Below are 18,039 nucleotides of genomic sequence, written 5' to 3' on the forward strand. Positions count from 1 at the left end.
GGGCAAAGTCTACCGGCGGTCCTCCGCCTCCCGTGGGGCCTCTCGTCGACGGGAGCGCGGGAGGACGCGCAGAGCGTCCCCTATGTCCGCGACTTCCAGAACCTTCATGCCGGCCGGAATCTTTCCCGGATCGCCCGGCACCAGGGCATGTGTGAAACCCAGGCGGTGTGCCTCGGCGAGCCTGCGCTGCACGCCCGTGACGCGTCTCACCTCGCCCGCGAGCCCCACCTCGCCGATCGCGACCAGGTTCTTCGGCAGCGGAGTGTCGCTGGCGGCGGAGGCCAGGGCGAGCGCCACGGCCAGGTCCGCGGCCGGCTCGGAGAGCTTCACCCCGCCGACCGTCGCGGAGTAGATGTCCCTTTTGCCCAAGGCGCTGATCCGTCCGCGCTGTTCCAGCACGGCCAGCATCATCGACACGCGGGAGGTCTCCAGTCCCGAGGTGGTGCGCCGGGGGGAGGGGATCTGTGAGTCGACGGTGAGCGCCTGCACTTCGGCGACGAGCGGGCGGCGGCCCTCGAGGGTGACCGTCAGGCAGGTGCCGGGGACCGGTTCGTCACGGCGGGTCAGGAAAAGTCCGCTCGGGTCCGCAAGGCCCGTGATGCCCTCGTCGTGCAGCTCGAAGCAGCCGACCTCGTCGGTGGTGCCGTAGCGGTTCTTGACGCCGCGGACCAGGCGCAGCCGGGCGTGCCGGTCGCCCTCGAAGTGCAGCACCACGTCGACCAGGTGTTCCAGCAGGCGAGGGCCCGCGATCGCGCCGTCCTTGGTGACATGCCCCACGAGCAGCGTGGACATCCCGCGCTCCTTGGAGGCGCGGATCAGCGCCCCGGCCACCTCGCGCACCTGCGCCATGCCGCCCGGGGCACCGTCGATCTCGGGAGACGCGACCGTCTGCACCGAGTCCAGGATCAGCAGCGAGGGCTTCACCGCGTCCAAGTGGCCGAGCACCGCGGCGAGATCCGTCTCGGCGGCGAGGTAGAGGTGGTCGTCGATGGCGTGGATGCGGTCGGCGCGCAGCCGGACCTGGCTCGCCGACTCCTCGCCGGTCACATACAGCGTGCGGTGCTCCTCGCTCGCCGACTTGGCCGCGACGTCCAGCAGCAGCGTGGACTTGCCCACGCCGGGCTCGCCCGCCACCAGCACCACCGCGCCGGGGACCAGCCCGCCGCCAAGCACCCGGTCCAGCTCCGGCACGCCCGTGGACCGGGCGGCGGCCTGACGCCCGTCGACCTGGCCGATGGGCAGGGCGGAGGTGGTGACCCGGCCGGGCGTGGTGGTACGGACCGCGGGCGCGCCGTACTCCTCGACGGTGCCCCAGGCCTGGCACTCGGGGCAGCGGCCGAGCCACTTGGCCGTCTGCCAGCCGCACTCGGTGCAGCGGTAGGACGGGCGGTCCTTGGTGGTCTTGGTGCGGGCAGCCATGCGCACAAGGTATAGGCCGCCTCTGACAGCGGGTGGCGTCCGGCCCGGGACCGCGGCGGCGTCCGGCCCGGGACCGCGGCGGCGCCCGGCATCCGGTGCCTCGCACGGAGAGCCTCCCGAGGGCATCGCGGGCGCACGCCGGGGCGTCGCGGAGCGGAGCGCCAGGAAACGCGCCGGGGGTGCGCCGCGAGTGCGCCGGGAACGGGCTGAAAAATCGTCCCATCCGTTGAGCGCCAAGGAATCCGTCCTCGATTGAGGGATCGTTTCACCCGTATGGATTAAAAGAGCGCAGCGCTCCGGAAGGGGCCGCCCGAGGCCCCCTACGGTCGCCGAATGATGAGCAGTGGCCCGGAGACCTCGACCCGCACGACCGGCGCACACCGGGCGCACCGCGAGGTGCGTGACCGTGGGGCCGCTCGCGCACTCGCGAAGCGGCCGCCCGCGCCGTACGAGCCGTACCTGGACGGGCTGTTCACCTACTGCCTGTCCGTGCTGTGCGATCACGACGCGGCGACCGCCGCCCTCGCCGACGTCCTCGCCGTCGCCGAGCGCCGCGCCCGCCACGTCCCCGACGCACCCGGTGAGCGCAAGGCCTGGCTGTACGCGCTGGCCCGCTGGGCCTGCCTGTGCAAGCTGACCGAGGCCAAGCAGAAACGTCAGACCACGCACGCGGCGGGCCGCACCGGCCGGCAGCACACCCCCCGCCCCGCCCGCACCGCCTCCGCGCCGCCCGTCTCCGAGGAGGTCCAGGAGCAGCGCCGGCGCGAACTGGCCCTGCTGGCGTGGCCGGAGGCCGCCGGCACCACCCCGGAGCAGCGTGAGGCGCTGGAACTCGCCGTGCGCCACAAGCTGGACGCCGGCGAGGTGGCCGCCGTGCTCGGCATGGACCCGGCCGCCGCACGCGACCTGCTCGCCTCGGCCGCCTGCGAGGTGGAGCGCACCCGGGCGGCGCTCGCCGTCGTCGAGCAGGGCAGCTGTCCGGGCGTGGCGCATCTCACCGGTGACCACCAGCTGGTGCTCAGCAGCGCCGTGCGCCGCGAGCTGGTCCGGCACGTCGACGACTGCCCCCGCTGCCGCCGCACCGCCCAGCGGGCCGTCCCCGGCCGCTGGCCCGGCACCACGGTCACGCCCGACGCGCTGCCCGTGCTGCCCGCGCCCACCGCGGCGCTGTACGCCGCCATGGCGCACCACCCCCGCGGGCGCACCGCCGCACCCCGCTTCGACCGGCGCGGCTTCCCCATGGATCCCAAGGACCGGGCGGCCCGCCGGGACCGGCTGCGGGCCCGCGCGGTCACCACGACCGTGGTGGCCACCGTCGTCGCCGCGCCGGTGCTCGCCCTGTGGGCCGCCTACCGGGGCACCCCCGTGGACGAGGCGCAGGACGGCCGCTCGGCCTCCGCGCGGGAGGCGGACGGCCCCTTCGACCTGGACGGCGACGGAGCCGGCGGCTACGAGAACGCCGGCAACGCCAGCACCCACCCCGGCGCGCGCTTCGGCACGAAGGGCAAGGACGCCAAGGCGGACGTGTCCGTGGAGGTCGTCGACGTCACGGGCACCGGGCAGCAGGGGGCGGCCGCGCTGGACGTCACGGCCGGACACAGCGGCGACACCACGCTGATCACCCTCACCGCGACCGGTACCGTGCCCGTCCGCTGGTCGGCGTCGACCGGGGCGTCCTGGCTCTACCTCAGCCAGTCCTCGGGCCTGCTCCAGCCCGGCGAGTCCCTGACGATCAAGGTGTACGTCGACCAGCTGCGCGAACCGTCAGGGCACTGGAGCGCCCGGGTGGCGATCGCCCCGGCGGGTGTGGTCGTCACCATCGACGGCTACGGCCCCGTCCCGAGCCCCTCCGCCCCTTCGACGCCCACCGGCTCGCACCCCGGCCACCCCGGCACGCCCAGCAGCCCGCCGCCGTCCACCTCGGACCCTGAGCCGGACCCGACGGGTCCTTCCCCCTCGGACCCCGAACCGAGCGACCCGCCCCCGACCTCCCAGGACCCCGAGCCCGGCACCGGCGACCCGGCCGACGACGTCCCCACGGACCCGGCGCCACCGCCGGACGGGCCCGGCACCCCCGATCAGACGCCCTGACGCCGCCCCGGGGCCTGCGCGCCCGATGCGACGGCCCGGTATCACGTCCCGCGGCCGGTGTTCCGCTCCGGATCGCTCGCGGGCTGCCCGGGCTGCTGCGGGTCCGCCGGGTGGGGGGCCACCAGCGGCAGCTGGGAGGCCAGGCGCTGCTCGCACAGCTCGACCAGCCGGTCGTAGCCGGCCTTGCCCATCAGCTCGGTCAGTTCGGCCCGGTAGGAGACGTACACCGGCTCGCCCGCGCCGTGCGCCGAGGTCGCCGAGGTGCACCACCAGTGCAGGTCGTGACCGCCCGGCCCCCAGCCGCGCCGGTCGTACTCGCCGATCGACACCTGCAGCACCCGGGTGTCGTCGGGGCGGTCGATCCAGTCGTAGGTGCGCCGGATCGGCAGCTGCCAGCACACGTCCGGCTTGGTCTCCAGCGGCTCGCGGCCCTCCTTCAGAGCGAGGATGTGCAGCGAGCAGCCCATGCCGCCGGGAAAGCCCGGCCGGTTCTGGAAGATGCAGGAGCCCTGGTAGGGGCGGGTCTGGCGGTCGCCGTCCTCGTCCACGGACACCCAGCCGTTCTTCGTGCCCTCGGCGTGGTGCTGCCAGATGTCCGGTGTGAGGCGTGCCACATGCTCGGCGACCCGCTTCTCGTCGTCCTCGTCCGAGAAGTGGGCACCCAGCGTGCAGCACCCGTCGTCCGCGCGGCCGGCCTGGATGCCCTGGCAGCCGCTGCCGAAGATGCAGTTCCAGCGAGAGGTAAGCCATGTCAGATCGCAGCGGAAGACCTGCTCGTCGTCCGCCGGATCAGGAAACTCCACCCAGGCGCGAGCGAAGTCGAGCCCCTTCTCGTCGTCCACAGGGGGCTCGGCCGCAGGAACCGCGGGCGTCGCGGTCTCCTTGGCTCGCTTGTCCTTCTTGGGCGACTTCGCGTCCTTCGCCTTTTTCGTCTTTGGCACCCGTCCAGGGTAAGTCGCCCGGACCGCGACTCCGCACCGCCGTGGGCAGTAGCGTTCCGTACATGAGACTTGGTGTCCTCGACGTCGGTTCGAACACGGTGCACCTGCTGGTGGTGGACGCGCACCCCGGCGCCTGCCCGCTGCCCGCGCACTCGCACAAGGCGGAACTCCGCCTCGCCCAGCTCCTCGACGGCGACGGGGCGATCGGCTCGGCCGGCGTGGAGCGGCTGGTCTCCGTCGTCCAGGACGCCCTCACCGCCGCGGAGGACAAGGGCGTCGAGGACCTGCTGCCGTTCGCGACCTCCGCGGTGCGCGACGCGGTCAACGCCGACGAGGTGCTCGACCGGGTGCGCCAGGAGACCGGCGTCGGGCTCCAGGTGCTCACCGGCGAGGAGGAGGCCCGGCTGACCTTCCTCGCCGCCCGCCGCTGGTTCGGCTGGTCCGCGGGCAAGCTGCTGGTCATCGACATCGGCGGCGGCTCCCTTGAGATCGCCTACGGCATGGACGAGGAGCCCGACGCCGCGGTGTCGCTGCCGCTGGGCGCCGGCCGCCTCACCGCGGCCTGGCTGCCCGGCGACCCGCCCGCACCGGACGACGTCCGCGCCCTGCGCCGCCATGTGCGCACCGAGATCGCCCGCACGGTCGGCGACTTCAGCCGCCTCGGCGCCCCCGACCATGTCGTGGCCACCTCCAAGACCTTCAAGCAGCTCGCCCGCCTCGCCGGCGCCGCCCGCTCCGCCGAGGGGCTCTATGTGCAGCGCGAGCTGAAGCGCGAGTCCCTGGAGAACTGGGTGCCGCGCCTGGCCGGGATGACCGCCGCCGAACGCGCCGAACTCCCCGGAGTCTCCGAGGGCCGTGCCAACCAGCTGCTCGCCGGCGCCCTGGTCGCGGAGGCCGCGATGGACCTCTTCGCCGTCGAGCGTCTGGAGATCTGCCCCTGGGCCCTCCGCGAGGGCGTCATCCTGCGCCGCCTGGACCACATGGACCAGGGCTGAGACAGGCCCTGGGAGACGGCCCGGCGGGCCCGCCGGAGCACGGCGCGCGACCCGCCGGGTCAGGCCCGCGCGCCGGAGGAGCACGTCAGGGGCACCTCGGCCGATGGAGACCGCAGGCCTCGGGACGAGCGCATATGGCGTCCGCCACAAGGGCGATCGGGCGCCCGGCCCCCACCCGTTGCCACCCCGTAACCTGTCCCTCATGGCCAAGCCCCTCGTGCGCGTCCCGGATGCGAAGGTCGCCCTGTCGACGGCCTCCGTCTATCCGGAGTCCACGGCGACGGCCTTCGAGATCGCGGCCCGTCTCGGATACGACGGCGTCGAGGTCATGGTGTGGACCGACCCGGTCAGCCAGGACATCGAGGCGCTGCGGCGGCTCAGCGACTACCACCGCATCCCGATCCTCGCCGTGCACGCCCCCTGCCTGCTCATCACCCAGCGGGTGTGGTCCACCGACCCGTGGACCAAGCTCCAGCGGGCGCAGGCGGCCGCCGAGAAGCTGGGCGCGAGCACCGTCGTGGTGCATCCCCCGTTCCGCTGGCAGCGGCAGTACTCCCGCGGTTTCGTGGAGGGCATCTGGCGGATGGCGGACGAGACGGATGTGAAGTTCGCCGTGGAGAACATGTACCCCTGGCGCTACCGCGACCGCGAGATGCTCGCCTACGCCCCCGACTGGGACGTCACCAAGGACGACTACCGCCACTTCACCATCGACCTCAGTCACGCCGCGACCGCCCGCGCCGACGCCCTGCGGATGCTGGACCGCATGGGCGACCGGCTCGGCCACGTCCACCTCGCCGACGGCCGCGGCTCCGCCAAGGACGAGCACCTGGTCCCCGGCCGCGGCACCCAGCCCTGCGCCGAGGTGCTCGAGCACCTCGCCCGCACCGGCTTCGACGGCCATGTGGTGATCGAGGTCAACACCCGCCGCGCCATGTCCAGCGCCGAGCGCGAGGCCGACCTGGCGGAGGCGCTGGCCTTCACCCGCCTGCACCTCGCCTCGGCCTCCGCACCGGCAGGGGTGCCGCACCCGTGACCGGTCTCACCGCGCCCGGCGGCGACGCGGACCCGCCCGCCGGCGCCGAGGGACCGGCCCGCCGCCGCGGGCGCCCCCCGCGCACCGAGTCCGCCGGCACCCGCGACCGCATCCTCGAAGCGGCCCGCGAGGTCTTCTCCGAACGCGGCTACGACAAGGCGTCCGTACGGGGCATCGCCAAGGCCGCCGGTGTGGACTCCGCGCTGGTGCACCACTACTTCGGCACCAAGGAGCAGGTCTTCGAGGCCGCGGTGGAGGTCGCCTTCGCACCGGCGCTGGCGATGCGGGACTCGGTGGTCACCGGCCCGATCGAGGAGGCCGGCGAGCGGATGACCCGGATCCTGATCGGCCTCTGGGAGAACCCGGTGACCCGGGCCCCGCTGCTGGCGATCGTCCGCTCGGCCGTGAACAACGAGACCGCGGCCGCCGTCTTCCGCCGTCTGATCGCCGGCCAGCTGCTGCGCCACATCGCCGCCCGGGTCGGCCGGCCGGACGCGGAGCTGCGCGCCGAGCTGGCCGCGGCGCAGCTCGTCGGCGTCGCCATGGTCCGCTATGTGATCAAGGTGGAGCCGCTGGCCTCGGCGGACCCCGAGCAGATCATCCGGCGTGTGGCGCCCGTGGTGCAGGGGCACCTCACCGGGCCCTGAACGCCCGCGCGGCGGACGCGGCAGCGCCGGCTCCGGGAACCGGCGGCACCGGGCCCCGGGACCCGGAGGAACGGGACCCGGGAAAACGGGTCCGGCGAACTGAGATACGCATCCCGCATTCCGGACACCTTGTCCCGCCCTCTGGATGACCGGCGTACGCTCGTCACAGCCGGACCTGTCCGGTCCGCACTCTTCGAAGAAGGTCTGAAGGAGCGAGCGACGATGCCCGAGCTGAGGTCCCGCACAGTCACCCACGGCCGCAACATGGCGGGCGCCCGCGCCCTTATGCGTGCCTCGGGTGTACCCGGTGCGGACATCGGGCGAAAGCCGATCATCGCGGTCGCCAACAGCTTCACCGAGTTCGTGCCCGGCCACACCCACCTGGCCCCGGTCGGCCGCATCGTCAGCGAGGCGGTGAAGGAGGCCGGCGGCATCCCCCGCGAGTTCAACACCATCGCCGTGGACGACGGCATCGCCATGGGCCACGGCGGCATGCTCTACTCGCTGCCGTCCCGCGACATGATCGCGGACAGCGTGGAGTACATGGTCGAGGCCCACCGCGCCGACGCCCTGATCTGCATCTCCAACTGCGACAAGATCACCCCGGGCATGCTCAACGCGGCGCTGCGCCTGAACATCCCCACGGTGTTCGTCTCCGGCGGCCCGATGGAGTCCGGCCGCGCCACCCTGGTCGACGGCACCGTCCGCACGCTGGACCTGGTCGACGCCATGGTCGAGGCCGCCAACGAGAAGGTCTCCGACGCGGACGTGCTGCGCATCGAGGAGAACGCCTGCCCCACCTGCGGCTCCTGTTCCGGCATGTTCACCGCCAACTCGATGAACTGCCTGACCGAGGCGATGGGCCTGTCCCTCCCCGGCAACGGTTCGGTCCTCGCCACCCACACCGCCCGCAGGGACCTCTACGTCCGCGCGGCCCACACGGTGATGGACCTCACCCGCCGCTACTACGAGCAGGACGACGAGTCGGTCCTGCCGCGCAGCATCGCCACCTTCCAGGCCTTCGAGAACGCCATGGCCCTGGACATCGCCATGGGCGGCTCCACCAACACGATCCTGCACCTGCTGGCCGCCGCCCAGGAGGCGGAGGTCCCCTTCGGCCTCACCGAGATCGACGCCCTCTCCCGCCGCGTCCCCTGCCTGGCCAAGGTGGCACCGAACGTCGCCAAGGACCGGACGTACTACATGGAGGACGTGCACCGCGCCGGCGGCATCCCCGCCCTCCTCGGCGAACTGCACCGCGCGGGCCTGCTGAACGAGGACGTGCACTCCGTCCACAGCCCCTCGCTGGCCGACTGGCTGAAGACCTGGGACATCCGCGGCGGCTCACCGTCCGCTCAGGCCGTGGAGCTGTGGCACGCGGCGCCCGGCTGTCGTCGCTCCGCCGAGGCCTTCTCCCAGTCCGAGCGCTGGGAGTCGCTCGACGAGGACGCCGAGAACGGCTGCATCCGCTCCGTCGAGCACGCCTACTCCAAGGACGGCGGCCTCGCCGTGCTGCGCGGCAACCTCGCCGTCGACGGCTGCGTGGTGAAGACGGCCGGAGTCGACGAGTCCATCTGGACCTTCGAGGGCCCTGCGGTGGTCTGCGAGTCGCAGGAGGAGGCCGTCGAGAAGATCCTCACCAAGCAGGTCGAGGAGGGCGACGTCGTCGTCATCCGCTACGAGGGCCCCAAGGGCGGCCCCGGCATGCAGGAGATGCTCTACCCGACCTCGTACCTGAAGAGCCGCGGCCTCGGCAAAGCCTGCGCCCTGGTCACCGACGGCCGCTTCTCCGGCGGCACCTCCGGCCTGTCCATCGGCCACGCCTCCCCGGAGGCGGCCGCCGGCGGCACCATCGCCCTGGTCGAGGACGGCGACCGCATCCGCATCGACATCCCCAACCGCTCCATCGAGCTCCTCGTCGACAGCACCGAACTCGCCCGCCGCGAGGAGGCGCTGAACGGCCGTTACGCGCCGAAGAACCGCGACCGCAAGGTCTCCGCGGCGCTGAAGGCCTACGCCGCCATGGCGACGAGTGCCGACAAGGGCGCGGTCCGGGACGTCTCCAAGCTGGGCTGATCCGAGCGGGCTGATCGGAGTGGGCTGATCCGAGCGGAGCTGATCCGGGCCGGTTGATCCCAGGGGGCTCGTCCGCATCCCGCCGGAAGCCCGCCGACGACATGCGGCCGAGGGCCGCCCCCGTGAGCGCGACGACCTCACGGCGGCGGCCCTCGGCCGTTTCCCCACCGGCCTCCTGTGCCGCCTACCAGCCCTCCGGGTTCCGCCCGTCCACGGCGAACACGGTCCCGTCCGGCGCCGCGGCGTACACCCGCCCGCCTCCGACCACCGGCGCCGGCAGCGAGGCGGGCACCCGGTCCCCGCGCTTGCCGAGCCGCGCCGCGGTCTGCCCGGCCAGCCGCCCCGTCCGGGCATCCACGGCGAGCAGCCGGCCGTCGGGCGCGGTGACGTGGACATACCGGTCGTCGGCGGCGGGCGCGGAGGTGCGGGCGGCACCGGTCTCCAGGCTCCACCGCTGCCGCAGCGCATCCGTGTCGAAGGCGACGATCCTGCCGCCGCCGCCCGAGAGGTAGGCGATGCCGCCCCGGACCATCCCCAGCGGCTGCTCCAGGGGGACGGGCAGCGCCGCCCGGCGCGTCCCACGGGTGCCGGGCTCGTAGCGGACCACGGACTGCGCCGTCCCGTGGACGGTGTCGAGGGCGAGGAGCACCATCGCCCCGTCCGCCGTCCCGGCCGGCCAGAGGTACCCGGCCATCTCCGCTTCCCAGCGCACCTCGCCGCTCCGCGGATCGACCGCCGTGACCCGGGTGCGGCTGCCGTCGAGGGACGTGCTGACCGCGTACGCCAGCGGATCGCCGGGGAACGAGTGCAGCACCACCGGCGCCGAGTGGCCCGGCAGCGGGCGGCGCCACCGCCGGTCGCCGGTCGCGCTGTCGAGGGCGGTGAGGGTCCCGTCAGCACCCATGAGCAGCAGCGTGTCCCCGGCGACCACGCTGTTGTCGTGCACGGCGGCCTCCTGCCGCCACGTCGGCTCGCCCGAGGCGGGGTCCAGGGCCAGCAGGCCCCGGCTCAGGCTGAGCAGGGGGTGGACGAGACCCCCCGAGAGGACCGGCGGGCCGCTCGGCTCGTTCGGCACCGGGCGCCGCCACAGCACGTCCCCGTCGTCCGGGTCGAGCGCGACGACCTTCCCCGCGTGCGTACACAGCAGCCGTCCCGCCCCGTGGGAGCACTGGGCGAAGCCCTGCTCACCGGTCGGGGCAGCCTCCCACGGCGTGAAGGCCGAGGCCGCCGCCGCGTCGGTGCGCGTGGCGGTCTTCTCGGGGGTCTCGTCCACCCCCGCGAGAAGCTGGAGCGAGACCAGGCCGCCGGTCAGCGCCAGGGCCAGCGCCCCCGCCCCCAGAGCGGCCTTCCGCCCGGGACGCCGGGCGGGGCGACGGCCCGCCTCCGGGGCGGCGGGCTCATCCGCGGGCTTCTGCGCGGGGTTCTCCGCGGGCTCGCCGGCGGGCTGTCCGGCACGCTTCCCGGCCGGGGCCAGGCCGGACGCCTCGCCGGCTTCCACGCTGCGCTTCTCGGCGGGCCCGGAGGGAGCGAGGTCCTCGGCGGGGCCGTGGGGCGGCTCCGCGACGGGTGCCCCGGCGTGCTCCCCGGCCCCCGTGCCGGATGCGTCCGTCCCCATCCGCTGCATCGGAATGAACGCCTGGGTGTCGTACGAGGCCGCCACCGACCGCAGTTCGCGCATCAGCTCGTCGGGAGCCGGCCGGTCCTCGGGCTCCTTGGCCAGACACCGGAGCACCAGCGGGGCCAGGCCGTCCGGCACGCCCGTCAGATCCGGCTCGTCGTGGACCACCTGATAGGCGACGATGTAGGGGCTGTCGGAGTCGAACGGCCCCTGCCCGGTCGCCGCGTGCACCAGGACGGAACCGAGGGCGAAGATGTCCGCGGCGGGCCCCACCTCGCGGGGGCTGCGGAACTGCTCGGGTGCCATGAACGGCGGAGTGCCGATCAATTTGCCTGTCTCGGTGCGCAGTTCGCTGTCGCTGGGCCGGGAGATGCCGAAGTCGATGACCTTCGGCCCGTCCTCGGCCAGCAGGACATTGCTCGGCTTGAGGTCCCGGTGCACCACACCCACCCGGTGGATGTCGCGCAGCGCCTCCGCGAGGCCGGCCATCAGCCGGCGCAGCTGGGACGCCGGCAGCGGCCCGTGCTGCTTCACCTGCTCGGCGAGCGTCGGCCCCGGGATGAACAGCGTGGCCATCCACGGCCGTTCGGCCTCCGGGTCGGCGTCCACCACCGGGGCGGTGAAGGCGCCGCTCACCCGCCGCGCCGCCGCGACCTCCTGCCGGAAGCGCCCCCGGAACTCCGGGTCCCGCGCGAACTCCGCGTGCACGACCTTCACCGCGAGCTTCAGACCCGAGGTGCTGCGCGCCAGATGCACCACGCCCATGCCGCCGGAGCCCAGCCGCGACTCCAGCCGGTAGTGCCCGGCGTACTCGGGAAGTTCCGCTTCCGCGCCCGCTCCGGCGTCCCGCTGTGGCGCCATGGAACCACCCCCGTGCTGTTCGTCCGCGCGCGCGAATCACGGAGCCTAGTCGATGAGACGTACGAGACCGAGGGGGCTTGTGGGGACCTGTAGTCCTCGCGTGCGAGTTGCGAACGCGTGTTTCGTCCTGTGCCCCGAGGGAATGAACGTGGTCCCATGGCAGTCATGGGGCTCGACGGGGGAGGAACGACATGTCTGTCGACGGCATCGAAGAGGCCGAGCCGCGCACCGAGGAGGCCGTCACCACGACGGCAGCGGCGGCCGTCCGCTCCTACCCGGTGGCACCGGGCGTCCGGCTGAACGTCCGCAGCGGCCCGGGCACGGGCTACCGCATCGTGCGCGTCCTGCCGGCGGGAGCCAAGGTCCCGATCCACTGCCAGCGGCCCGGCACCACAGTGACCGGCACCTACGGCACCAGCAAGATCTGGGACAACATAGGCAGCGGCGAGTACGTCTCGGACGCCTATGTGAAGACCGGCAGCGACGGCTACGTGACGTCGCGCTGCTCCTGATCCCGCCAGGGGCCCGCGGCCCGGCCGGCGCCATAATCGAAGCGTGAGCGCAGCGAACGGCACCCCGGACCGCGCCGCGGGCACCCCGGACACCTCCGGCGGTCCCCGGCCCGAACCTCTCCGCTTCTTCGGGACGACCTGGTTCGACCACGGCCGCGGCTACGCCGCCCGCCGGGTCGGCGTCTCCGCCGGCTCCCTGGCCGCCGCGGCCGCCTCCTGCTTCGTGCTGCGCATCGCCTACCAGGGCCTGCAGATCGCCCAGGTCGGCAGCTTCGTCAATCTGCTGCTGGTGGTGATGTTCGCGGTGTGCAGCGCACTCGCCTTCCGGCACACCTGGGAGGGCTTCACCCGCCGCCACGACCCGGCCCGCCAGTCCGCCCTGCGCGGCATGCTGGGCATCGGCTTCGTCGGCTCCCTCCTCGCCTACTTCTTCCGCTCCCTCACCGAGGCCCCCGGCGAGAAGCTGCTCCGCGAGGAGTACGAGACCGCCCGCGCCCAGTACGAGAAGCGCGTCTCCCGCCGCTCGGGCAACCCGAAGAAGCGCCGCCGCGCCTGAGCGGCGCCTTCCGGCCCGCCCGCGCGCCAGACACCTCACTCGCACACCGGGCAGCAGCCCCCTCCCAGGGCGGCGGCCTGCCGTCGGCGACCGCACACCCGTGCCGCCGGCGGAAGGCCGCCGCCCTGTGTCGTGTGCGCGGTGTCGTGTGCGCGGTGGCGTGGACGCCGTTCCCGGATCCAGGACCGAGCCGTTCCGGATCCAGCCCCGACCACCGACTGCTCCGGAGCCAGGACCGCCGACCGGCCGCTTGACGGACCACACCCCCGGGAGGATTATTCATCACATGATGAATTACTCCTCCGGGCCGCTCCACCGCCCGGAACCGGACCCACCGGCCGTACGCGCCCAGGACCTCACCGTCGTCCGGGGCTCCAGGGCCGTCCTGCGCAACCTCGGCTTCACCGTTCCGCGCGGCCAGATCACCGGCCTCCTCGGCCCCTCCGGCTGCGGCAAGTCGACCCTGATGCGCTCCATCGTCGGCACCCAGGCCAAGGTCACCGGCACCCTGGACGTCCTCGGCCGCCCCGCGGGACACCCCTCCCTGCGCGCCCGCATCGGCTACGTCACCCAGGCCCCGTCCGTCTACGACGACCTGACCGTCCGTCAGAACCTCGAGTACTTCGCGGCCATCCTCCACCCCGGCCGCGCCGCCGCCGGGCTGCGCCGCGAGAGCGTCACCCGCGCCATCGCCGACGTCGACCTCACCAGCCACGCCGACGCCCTCGCCGGCAACCTCTCCGGCGGACAGCGCAGCCGCGTCTCCCTCGCCGTCGCCCTCCTCGGCACCCCCGAGCTGCTCGTCCTCGACGAGCCCACCGTCGGTCTCGATCCCGTGCTGCGCCGCGACCTCTGGCAGCTCTTCCACGACATCGCCGCCGAGCGCGGCACCACACTGCTGGTCTCCTCGCACGTCATGGACGAGGCCGAGCGCTGCCACCGCCTGCTCCTGATGCGCGCAGGCGAACTCCTCGCCGACGACACCCCCGACGCCCTGCGCGACCGCACCGGAGCCGACACCGTCGAAGCGGCCTTCCTGCACCTTGTCGACGCGGCGATCGCCGCGGGCCGCACCGAGGAGACCACCTCATGAGCACCAGCACCTCCCCGACCGCCGGCGCACCCGCCGCCCCGACCCGCGCCCTCAACCTCTCCCGCACCCTCGCCACGGCCGGCCGGGTGCTGCGCCAGCTCCGGCACGACCCGCGCACCATCGCCCTGATGCTGCTGGTGCCCTGCCTGATGCTCTTCCTGCTCCGCTACGTCTTCGACGGCAGCCCGCGCACCTTCGACAGCATCGGCGCCAGCCTGCTCGGCATCTTCCCGCTGATCACGATGTTCCTGGTGACCTCCATCGCCACCCTGCGCGAACGCACCTCCGGCACCCTCGAACGCCTGCTGGCCATGCCGCTCGGCAAGGGGGACGTGATCGCCGGCTACGCCCTCGCCTTCGGCACCCTCGCGATCGTCCAGTCCGCCCTCGCCACCGGCCTCGCCCTGTGGTTCCTGGACCTGGACGTCACCGGCAGCGCCTGGCTGCTGCTCCTCGTCGCCCTGCTCGACGCGTTGCTCGGCACGGCCCTCGGTCTGTTCGTCTCGGCCTTCGCGGCCTCGGAGTTCCAGGCGGTGCAGTTCATGCCGGCCGTGATCTTCCCCCAGCTGCTCCTGTGCGGGCTGTTCACCCCGCGCGACAACATGCACCCCGTCCTGGAGGCCATCTCCGACGTCCTGCCCATGTCCTACGCCGTCGACGGCATGAACGAGGTGCTCAGGCACACCGACATGACCGCCACCTTCGTCCGCGACGTGCTGATCGTCGCCGGCTGCGCCCTGCTGGTCCTCGGCCTGGGAGCGGCGACCCTGCGCCGCAGGACCGCCTAGCGGGCGGCACGCGAGCCGGCGCCGCCGCCGGCGGCGCCCATGCGAGCCGGTGACCGCGACCGCGCCATCGTCCCGCCCGGCCGTCCCGCCTGCCGGACACCGGCCCGCCCCGCAGCGTCCGGGGTGCGAGGATGAAACCGGACATCGCACACCCCCGGAGGGCACCCGCAGCCATGACCCAGAAAGTCGCAGTCCTCGGCACCGGCAAGATCGGCGAAGCCCTGCTCAGCGGAATGATCCGCGCCGGCTGGGCCCCCGCCGACCTCCTGGTCACCGCCCGCCGCCAGGAGCGGGCCGAGGAACTCCGCACCCGCTACGGCGTCACCCCGGTCACCAACCAGGAAGCCGCCAAGATCGCCGACACCCTGATCCTCACGGTCAAGCCGCAGGACATGGGCGCCCTCCTCGACGAACTCGCCCCGCACGTCCCCGCCGACCGCCTGGTCATCAGCGGCGCCGCCGGCATCCCCACCGCCTACTACGAGGAGCGGCTCGCCGCGGGCACCCCCGTGGTCCGCGTCATGACCAACACCCCCGCCCTGGTCGACGAGGCCATGTCGGTCATCTCCGCAGGCAGCCACGCCACCGCCGAACACCTCGCCCACGCCGAGGAGATCTTCGGTGCCGTCGGCAAGACCCTCCGCGTCCCCGAATCCCAGCAGGACGCCTGCACCGCCCTCTCCGGCTCCGGCCCGGCGTACTTCTTCTACCTGGTCGAAGCCATGACCGACGCCGGCATCCTGCTCGGCCTGCCCCGCGACAAGGCCCACGACCTGATCGTCCAGTCCGCGATCGGCGCGGCGACCATGCTCCGCGACAGCGGCCAGCACCCGGTGACCCTCCGCGAGAACGTCACCTCACCCGCGGGCACCACCATCAACGCCATCCGCGAACTCGAGAACCACGGCGTCCGCGCCGCCCTGATCGCCGCCCTCGAAGCCGCCCGCGACCGCAGCCGCGAACTCGCCACGGGCAACAACGGCTGACCGCCCGGTACCCCCAACCGCCCGGCCCGCCGCCCCCCACCCGGGCGCGGGCCGAGCCGCTGCTCGCGCCGGCGGGATCCCGCCGGAGGATGCTCCCGCCCGGCCGCGGTCTCACGTCGCCGCAGCCGGCACCTCCTGCGTCGCCGGCAGGCGGGCGAAGCGCCCGCCGTGGAGCGAGACCGCTGTCGCCCGGGGCCAGCTCGTCGGCCGTCAGGGTCCAGCCGAACGGACCGGGCAGTCGCACGTGTGCACGGCGTCCAGCGGGAACAGCACGTCGTAGCCGAGGTTGCCGCCCATGCGGGCCGTCGTCTCGTTGCACATGCTCACCTGGATGCCGGCGATCACGATCTGCCGCACTCCGGCACCCTTCAGCCGCCCGTCGAGCCCGACGCCCTCTTCACCGAGGGCGGCAACCCGTGGACCTCGGCCGGCACCGCCGCCGGCATCGACCTCTGTCTCCACCTGGTCCGCCTCGCCCACGGAGCCGAAACCGCCGCCACCGTCGCTCGCTCCATGGTCACCGCCCCCTTCCGCACCGGCACCCAGGACAGGTTCATCCAGTACTCCACACCCAGCACCAACCCCGACACCCTCGCCGCCGTACACGCATACGCCCTGCGCCACCTCCACGAACCACTCACCGTCGCCGGTCTCGCCCGCCACGCGGGCATGGCACCGCGCACCTTCGCCCGACACTTCACCGCCGCCACCGGCACCACCCCGCTGCACTGGCTCCACGACCAGCATCGCCGCCGCCCGGCGCCTCCTCGAGCGCACCGACCTCCCCATGCCCGAGGCCGCCCGCCGCGCCGCCTTCGGCAGCGAGGTCACGATGCGCCAGCACGTCGCATCGCGCCTCGCCACCAGCCCCCGCGCCTACCGGGCCGCGTTCAGCGCCACCGCCTCCTCGGCCGCACCCTCACCGGCCCCCGCCGGCAGCAGCCCGATCGCGCGGTAGGCGGCGTCCACCACCGGACGCGCCATCTCCCGCGCCCGCCGCGCACCCTCCCGCAGCACCCCCTCCACATAACCCGGATCCGCGCACAGCTCCCGATGCCGCTGCTGCACCGGCCGCAGCACTTCCACCACGGCCTCGGCCGCGTCCTTCTTCAAAGCGCCGTACGACTCGTATACACCGGCCAGCTCCTCCGGGTTCCCACCCGAGCACGCAGCGAGAATCTCCAGCAGATTCGCCACCCCCGGCCGGGACTCCCGGTCGTAGACGACCTCCCGCCCGCTGTCGGTCACCGCCCGCATGACCTTCTTGCGCACCACGTCCGGCTCGTCCAGCAGATAGACGATCCCCGGCCCGGTGTCCTCGCTCTTGCCCATCTTCGACGCCGGGTCCTGCAGATTCATCACCCTCGCCGCCACCGCCGGCGATGTCGCCCGCGGCACCGTGAAGGTGTGCCCGTACCGGTGGTTGAACCGCACCGCCAGATCCCGCGCCAGCTCGACATGCTGCGTCTGGTCGTCCCCCACCGGCACCTCGTCGGTCCGGTACGCCAGGATGTCCGCCGCCATCAGCACCGGATACGTCAGCAGCGACAGCCGCACACTCCCGCCCCGGCGCTGCTCCCGCGCGGCCTTCTCCTTGTACTGGATCATCCGCCGCATCTCGCCGTCGGTCGCCACGCACTCGAGCAGATACGACAGCCGCGCATGCTCATCCACATGGCTCTGCACGAACAGGGTGCACCGCTCCGGATCCAGCCCCGACGCCAGCAGCAGCGTCGCCGCCTGCCGGCTGAGCCTGCGCACCCGCGCCGGGGCGTGGTCCACGGTCAGTGCGTGGAGGTCGACGACGCAGAACAGCGCATCGGCCCGGTACTGGTCGACCTCGGCCCACCGCCGCATGGCCCCCAGGTAGTTCCCCAGCGTCAGATGCCCGGTCGGCTTGACCCCGCTGAAAACCCGCGTCATCTCGTCTCTCCTTCTCGTCGGGTCCGGGCCGCCGTCCCGGCCGGCCGCCCCCGGAGTCCTGGGAGGAGAAACGAAAACGGCCGCCGGAGCGGCGGCCGTTGAGTGCATACGCAGCGACGGCCGCCGTCAGGCGGCCCACCAGAACTGGCAGTGCGTACGCGTCGTCATGGGGACAAGAGTACGCCCGGAGGGTGGGGTGGGCACGCGAGTTGACACGCCCCGACGTGATCCGTAGTGTTCTCCGGGTTGTCCGACGTGAGCGCCGACTCCGGTCGGTCCCCGGACAGCCCTTCCGCGAGTACCACCACTGATCGACGGCAGACGTCTGTCCGCTGTCGTGTCATCGGCATGCGTATTCGCGAAATGGAGGAATCCGCGTTCGAAAGAGCGCAGGCCCCGATTAGCTCGGGAGCCGGGAATCCGCTAAAGTCTCACTCGTCGGAACGGCCCAACGGCCGTGCGGACGAACCCCGCTGACTGGGGATCAGGTCGAGAAA

15 protein-coding genes and 1 pseudogene are annotated in these 18,039 nt (G+C 73.3%); 11 read left to right on the forward strand and 5 right to left on the reverse strand.

Annotated elements, in window-relative coordinates; genetic code table 11:
- Nucleotides 1–9 precede the first annotated feature (9 nt).
- Entirely contained in the window at nucleotides 10–1,419 is a 1,410-nt protein-coding gene (gene radA, locus HCJ93_RS27815) for a DNA repair protein RadA (protein ID WP_167998593.1), read from the reverse strand.
- Between the two features lie 333 nt (nucleotides 1,420–1,752).
- On the opposite strand from radA, the gene HCJ93_RS27820 reads away from it, so the two are divergent.
- Nucleotides 1,753–3,510 carry a BACON domain-containing protein gene (locus tag HCJ93_RS27820; RefSeq protein ID WP_206318050.1) on the forward strand — a complete coding sequence of 586 codons (1,758 nt, stop codon included), beginning with the start codon at nucleotides 1,753–1,755 and terminating at the stop codon, nucleotides 3,508–3,510.
- Between the two features lie 41 nt (nucleotides 3,511–3,551).
- On the opposite strand, the gene HCJ93_RS27825 is transcribed toward HCJ93_RS27820, so the two are convergent.
- Nucleotides 3,552–4,451, reverse strand: coding sequence for a DUF3109 family protein (locus HCJ93_RS27825; protein ID WP_167998595.1), 900 nt, complete (start codon nucleotides 4,449–4,451; stop codon nucleotides 3,552–3,554).
- Nucleotides 4,452–4,513: 62 nt separating this feature from the next.
- Between HCJ93_RS27825 and HCJ93_RS27830 the strand changes: the two genes are divergently transcribed.
- From HCJ93_RS27830 to ilvD, 4 genes are all read left to right on the forward strand, one after another.
- Complete coding sequence (locus HCJ93_RS27830; protein WP_167998596.1) at nucleotides 4,514–5,446, forward strand: Ppx/GppA family phosphatase; 933 nt, start codon at nucleotides 4,514–4,516, stop codon at nucleotides 5,444–5,446.
- A gap of 202 nt (nucleotides 5,447–5,648) precedes the next feature.
- Nucleotides 5,649–6,482 carry a sugar phosphate isomerase/epimerase family protein gene (locus HCJ93_RS27835; RefSeq protein WP_167998597.1) on the forward strand — a complete coding sequence of 278 codons (834 nt, stop codon included), beginning with the start codon at nucleotides 5,649–5,651 and terminating at the stop codon, nucleotides 6,480–6,482.
- Nucleotides 6,479–7,129 carry a TetR/AcrR family transcriptional regulator gene (locus HCJ93_RS27840; protein ID WP_167998598.1) on the forward strand — a complete coding sequence of 217 codons (651 nt, stop codon included), beginning with the start codon at nucleotides 6,479–6,481 and terminating at the stop codon, nucleotides 7,127–7,129. The genes HCJ93_RS27835 and HCJ93_RS27840 overlap by 4 nt, the downstream gene beginning before the upstream one ends.
- A gap of 222 nt (nucleotides 7,130–7,351) precedes the next feature.
- On the forward strand, nucleotides 7,352–9,205 hold the full coding sequence (ilvD, locus tag HCJ93_RS27845; RefSeq protein WP_167998599.1) for a dihydroxy-acid dehydratase: 1,854 nt from the start codon (nucleotides 7,352–7,354) through the stop codon (nucleotides 9,203–9,205).
- Between the two features lie 184 nt (nucleotides 9,206–9,389).
- Here the strand turns inward: ilvD and HCJ93_RS27850 are convergent, their stop codons facing one another.
- Nucleotides 9,390–11,684: a serine/threonine-protein kinase gene (locus HCJ93_RS27850; RefSeq protein WP_167998600.1), complete on the reverse strand. Its 2,295-nt coding sequence runs from the start codon at nucleotides 11,682–11,684 to the stop codon at nucleotides 9,390–9,392.
- A gap of 191 nt (nucleotides 11,685–11,875) precedes the next feature.
- On the opposite strand from HCJ93_RS27850, the gene HCJ93_RS27855 reads away from it, so the two are divergent.
- The 5 genes from HCJ93_RS27855 to proC all read left to right on the forward strand — a co-directional run bounded on the left by HCJ93_RS27855 (nucleotide 11,876) and on the right by proC (nucleotide 15,619).
- On the forward strand, nucleotides 11,876–12,196 hold the full coding sequence (locus HCJ93_RS27855; RefSeq protein WP_167998601.1) for an SH3 domain-containing protein: 321 nt from the start codon (nucleotides 11,876–11,878) through the stop codon (nucleotides 12,194–12,196).
- A gap of 43 nt (nucleotides 12,197–12,239) precedes the next feature.
- Nucleotides 12,240–12,752 (forward strand): EamA/RhaT family transporter, encoded by a 513-nt coding sequence (locus tag HCJ93_RS27860; protein WP_167998602.1) that lies wholly within the window; start codon nucleotides 12,240–12,242, stop codon nucleotides 12,750–12,752.
- Between the two features lie 286 nt (nucleotides 12,753–13,038).
- The gene (locus HCJ93_RS27865; protein ID WP_167998603.1) at nucleotides 13,039–13,845 is read left to right on the forward strand and encodes an ABC transporter ATP-binding protein; all 807 of its coding nucleotides are present in this window, start codon (nucleotides 13,039–13,041) and stop codon (nucleotides 13,843–13,845) included.
- A complete protein-coding gene (locus HCJ93_RS27870) occupies nucleotides 13,842–14,633 on the forward strand; it encodes an ABC transporter permease (RefSeq protein WP_167998604.1) in 792 nt (263 codons plus the stop codon). The genes HCJ93_RS27865 and HCJ93_RS27870 overlap by 4 nt, the downstream gene beginning before the upstream one ends.
- Nucleotides 14,634–14,806: 173 nt before the next feature.
- Nucleotides 14,807–15,619, forward strand: coding sequence for a pyrroline-5-carboxylate reductase (gene proC, locus HCJ93_RS27875; protein ID WP_167998605.1), 813 nt, complete (start codon nucleotides 14,807–14,809; stop codon nucleotides 15,617–15,619).
- A gap of 210 nt (nucleotides 15,620–15,829) precedes the next feature.
- Here proC and HCJ93_RS30290 read toward each other — a convergent pair whose 3' ends face one another.
- Nucleotides 15,830–16,099, reverse strand: coding sequence for an isochorismatase family protein (locus HCJ93_RS30290; protein WP_373563624.1), 270 nt, complete (start codon nucleotides 16,097–16,099; stop codon nucleotides 15,830–15,832).
- Between HCJ93_RS30290 and HCJ93_RS29780 the strand changes: the two are divergent.
- Nucleotides 15,998–16,577, forward strand: a pseudogene (locus HCJ93_RS29780) (GlxA family transcriptional regulator); the annotation flags it as partial. The gene HCJ93_RS30290 and the pseudogene HCJ93_RS29780 sit on opposite strands and share 102 nt — an antisense overlap.
- Here HCJ93_RS29780 and trpS read toward each other — a convergent pair.
- The gene (gene trpS, locus HCJ93_RS27885) at nucleotides 16,496–17,542 is read right to left on the reverse strand and encodes a tryptophan--tRNA ligase (protein WP_167998606.1); all 1,047 of its coding nucleotides are present in this window, start codon (nucleotides 17,540–17,542) and stop codon (nucleotides 16,496–16,498) included. The pseudogene HCJ93_RS29780 and the gene trpS sit on opposite strands and share 82 nt — an antisense overlap.
- Nucleotides 17,543–18,039 lie beyond the last annotated feature (497 nt).

This window comes from Streptomyces composti (genome assembly GCF_012034205.1).
Classification (GTDB): domain Bacteria; phylum Actinomycetota; class Actinomycetes; order Streptomycetales; family Streptomycetaceae; genus Streptomyces; species Streptomyces composti.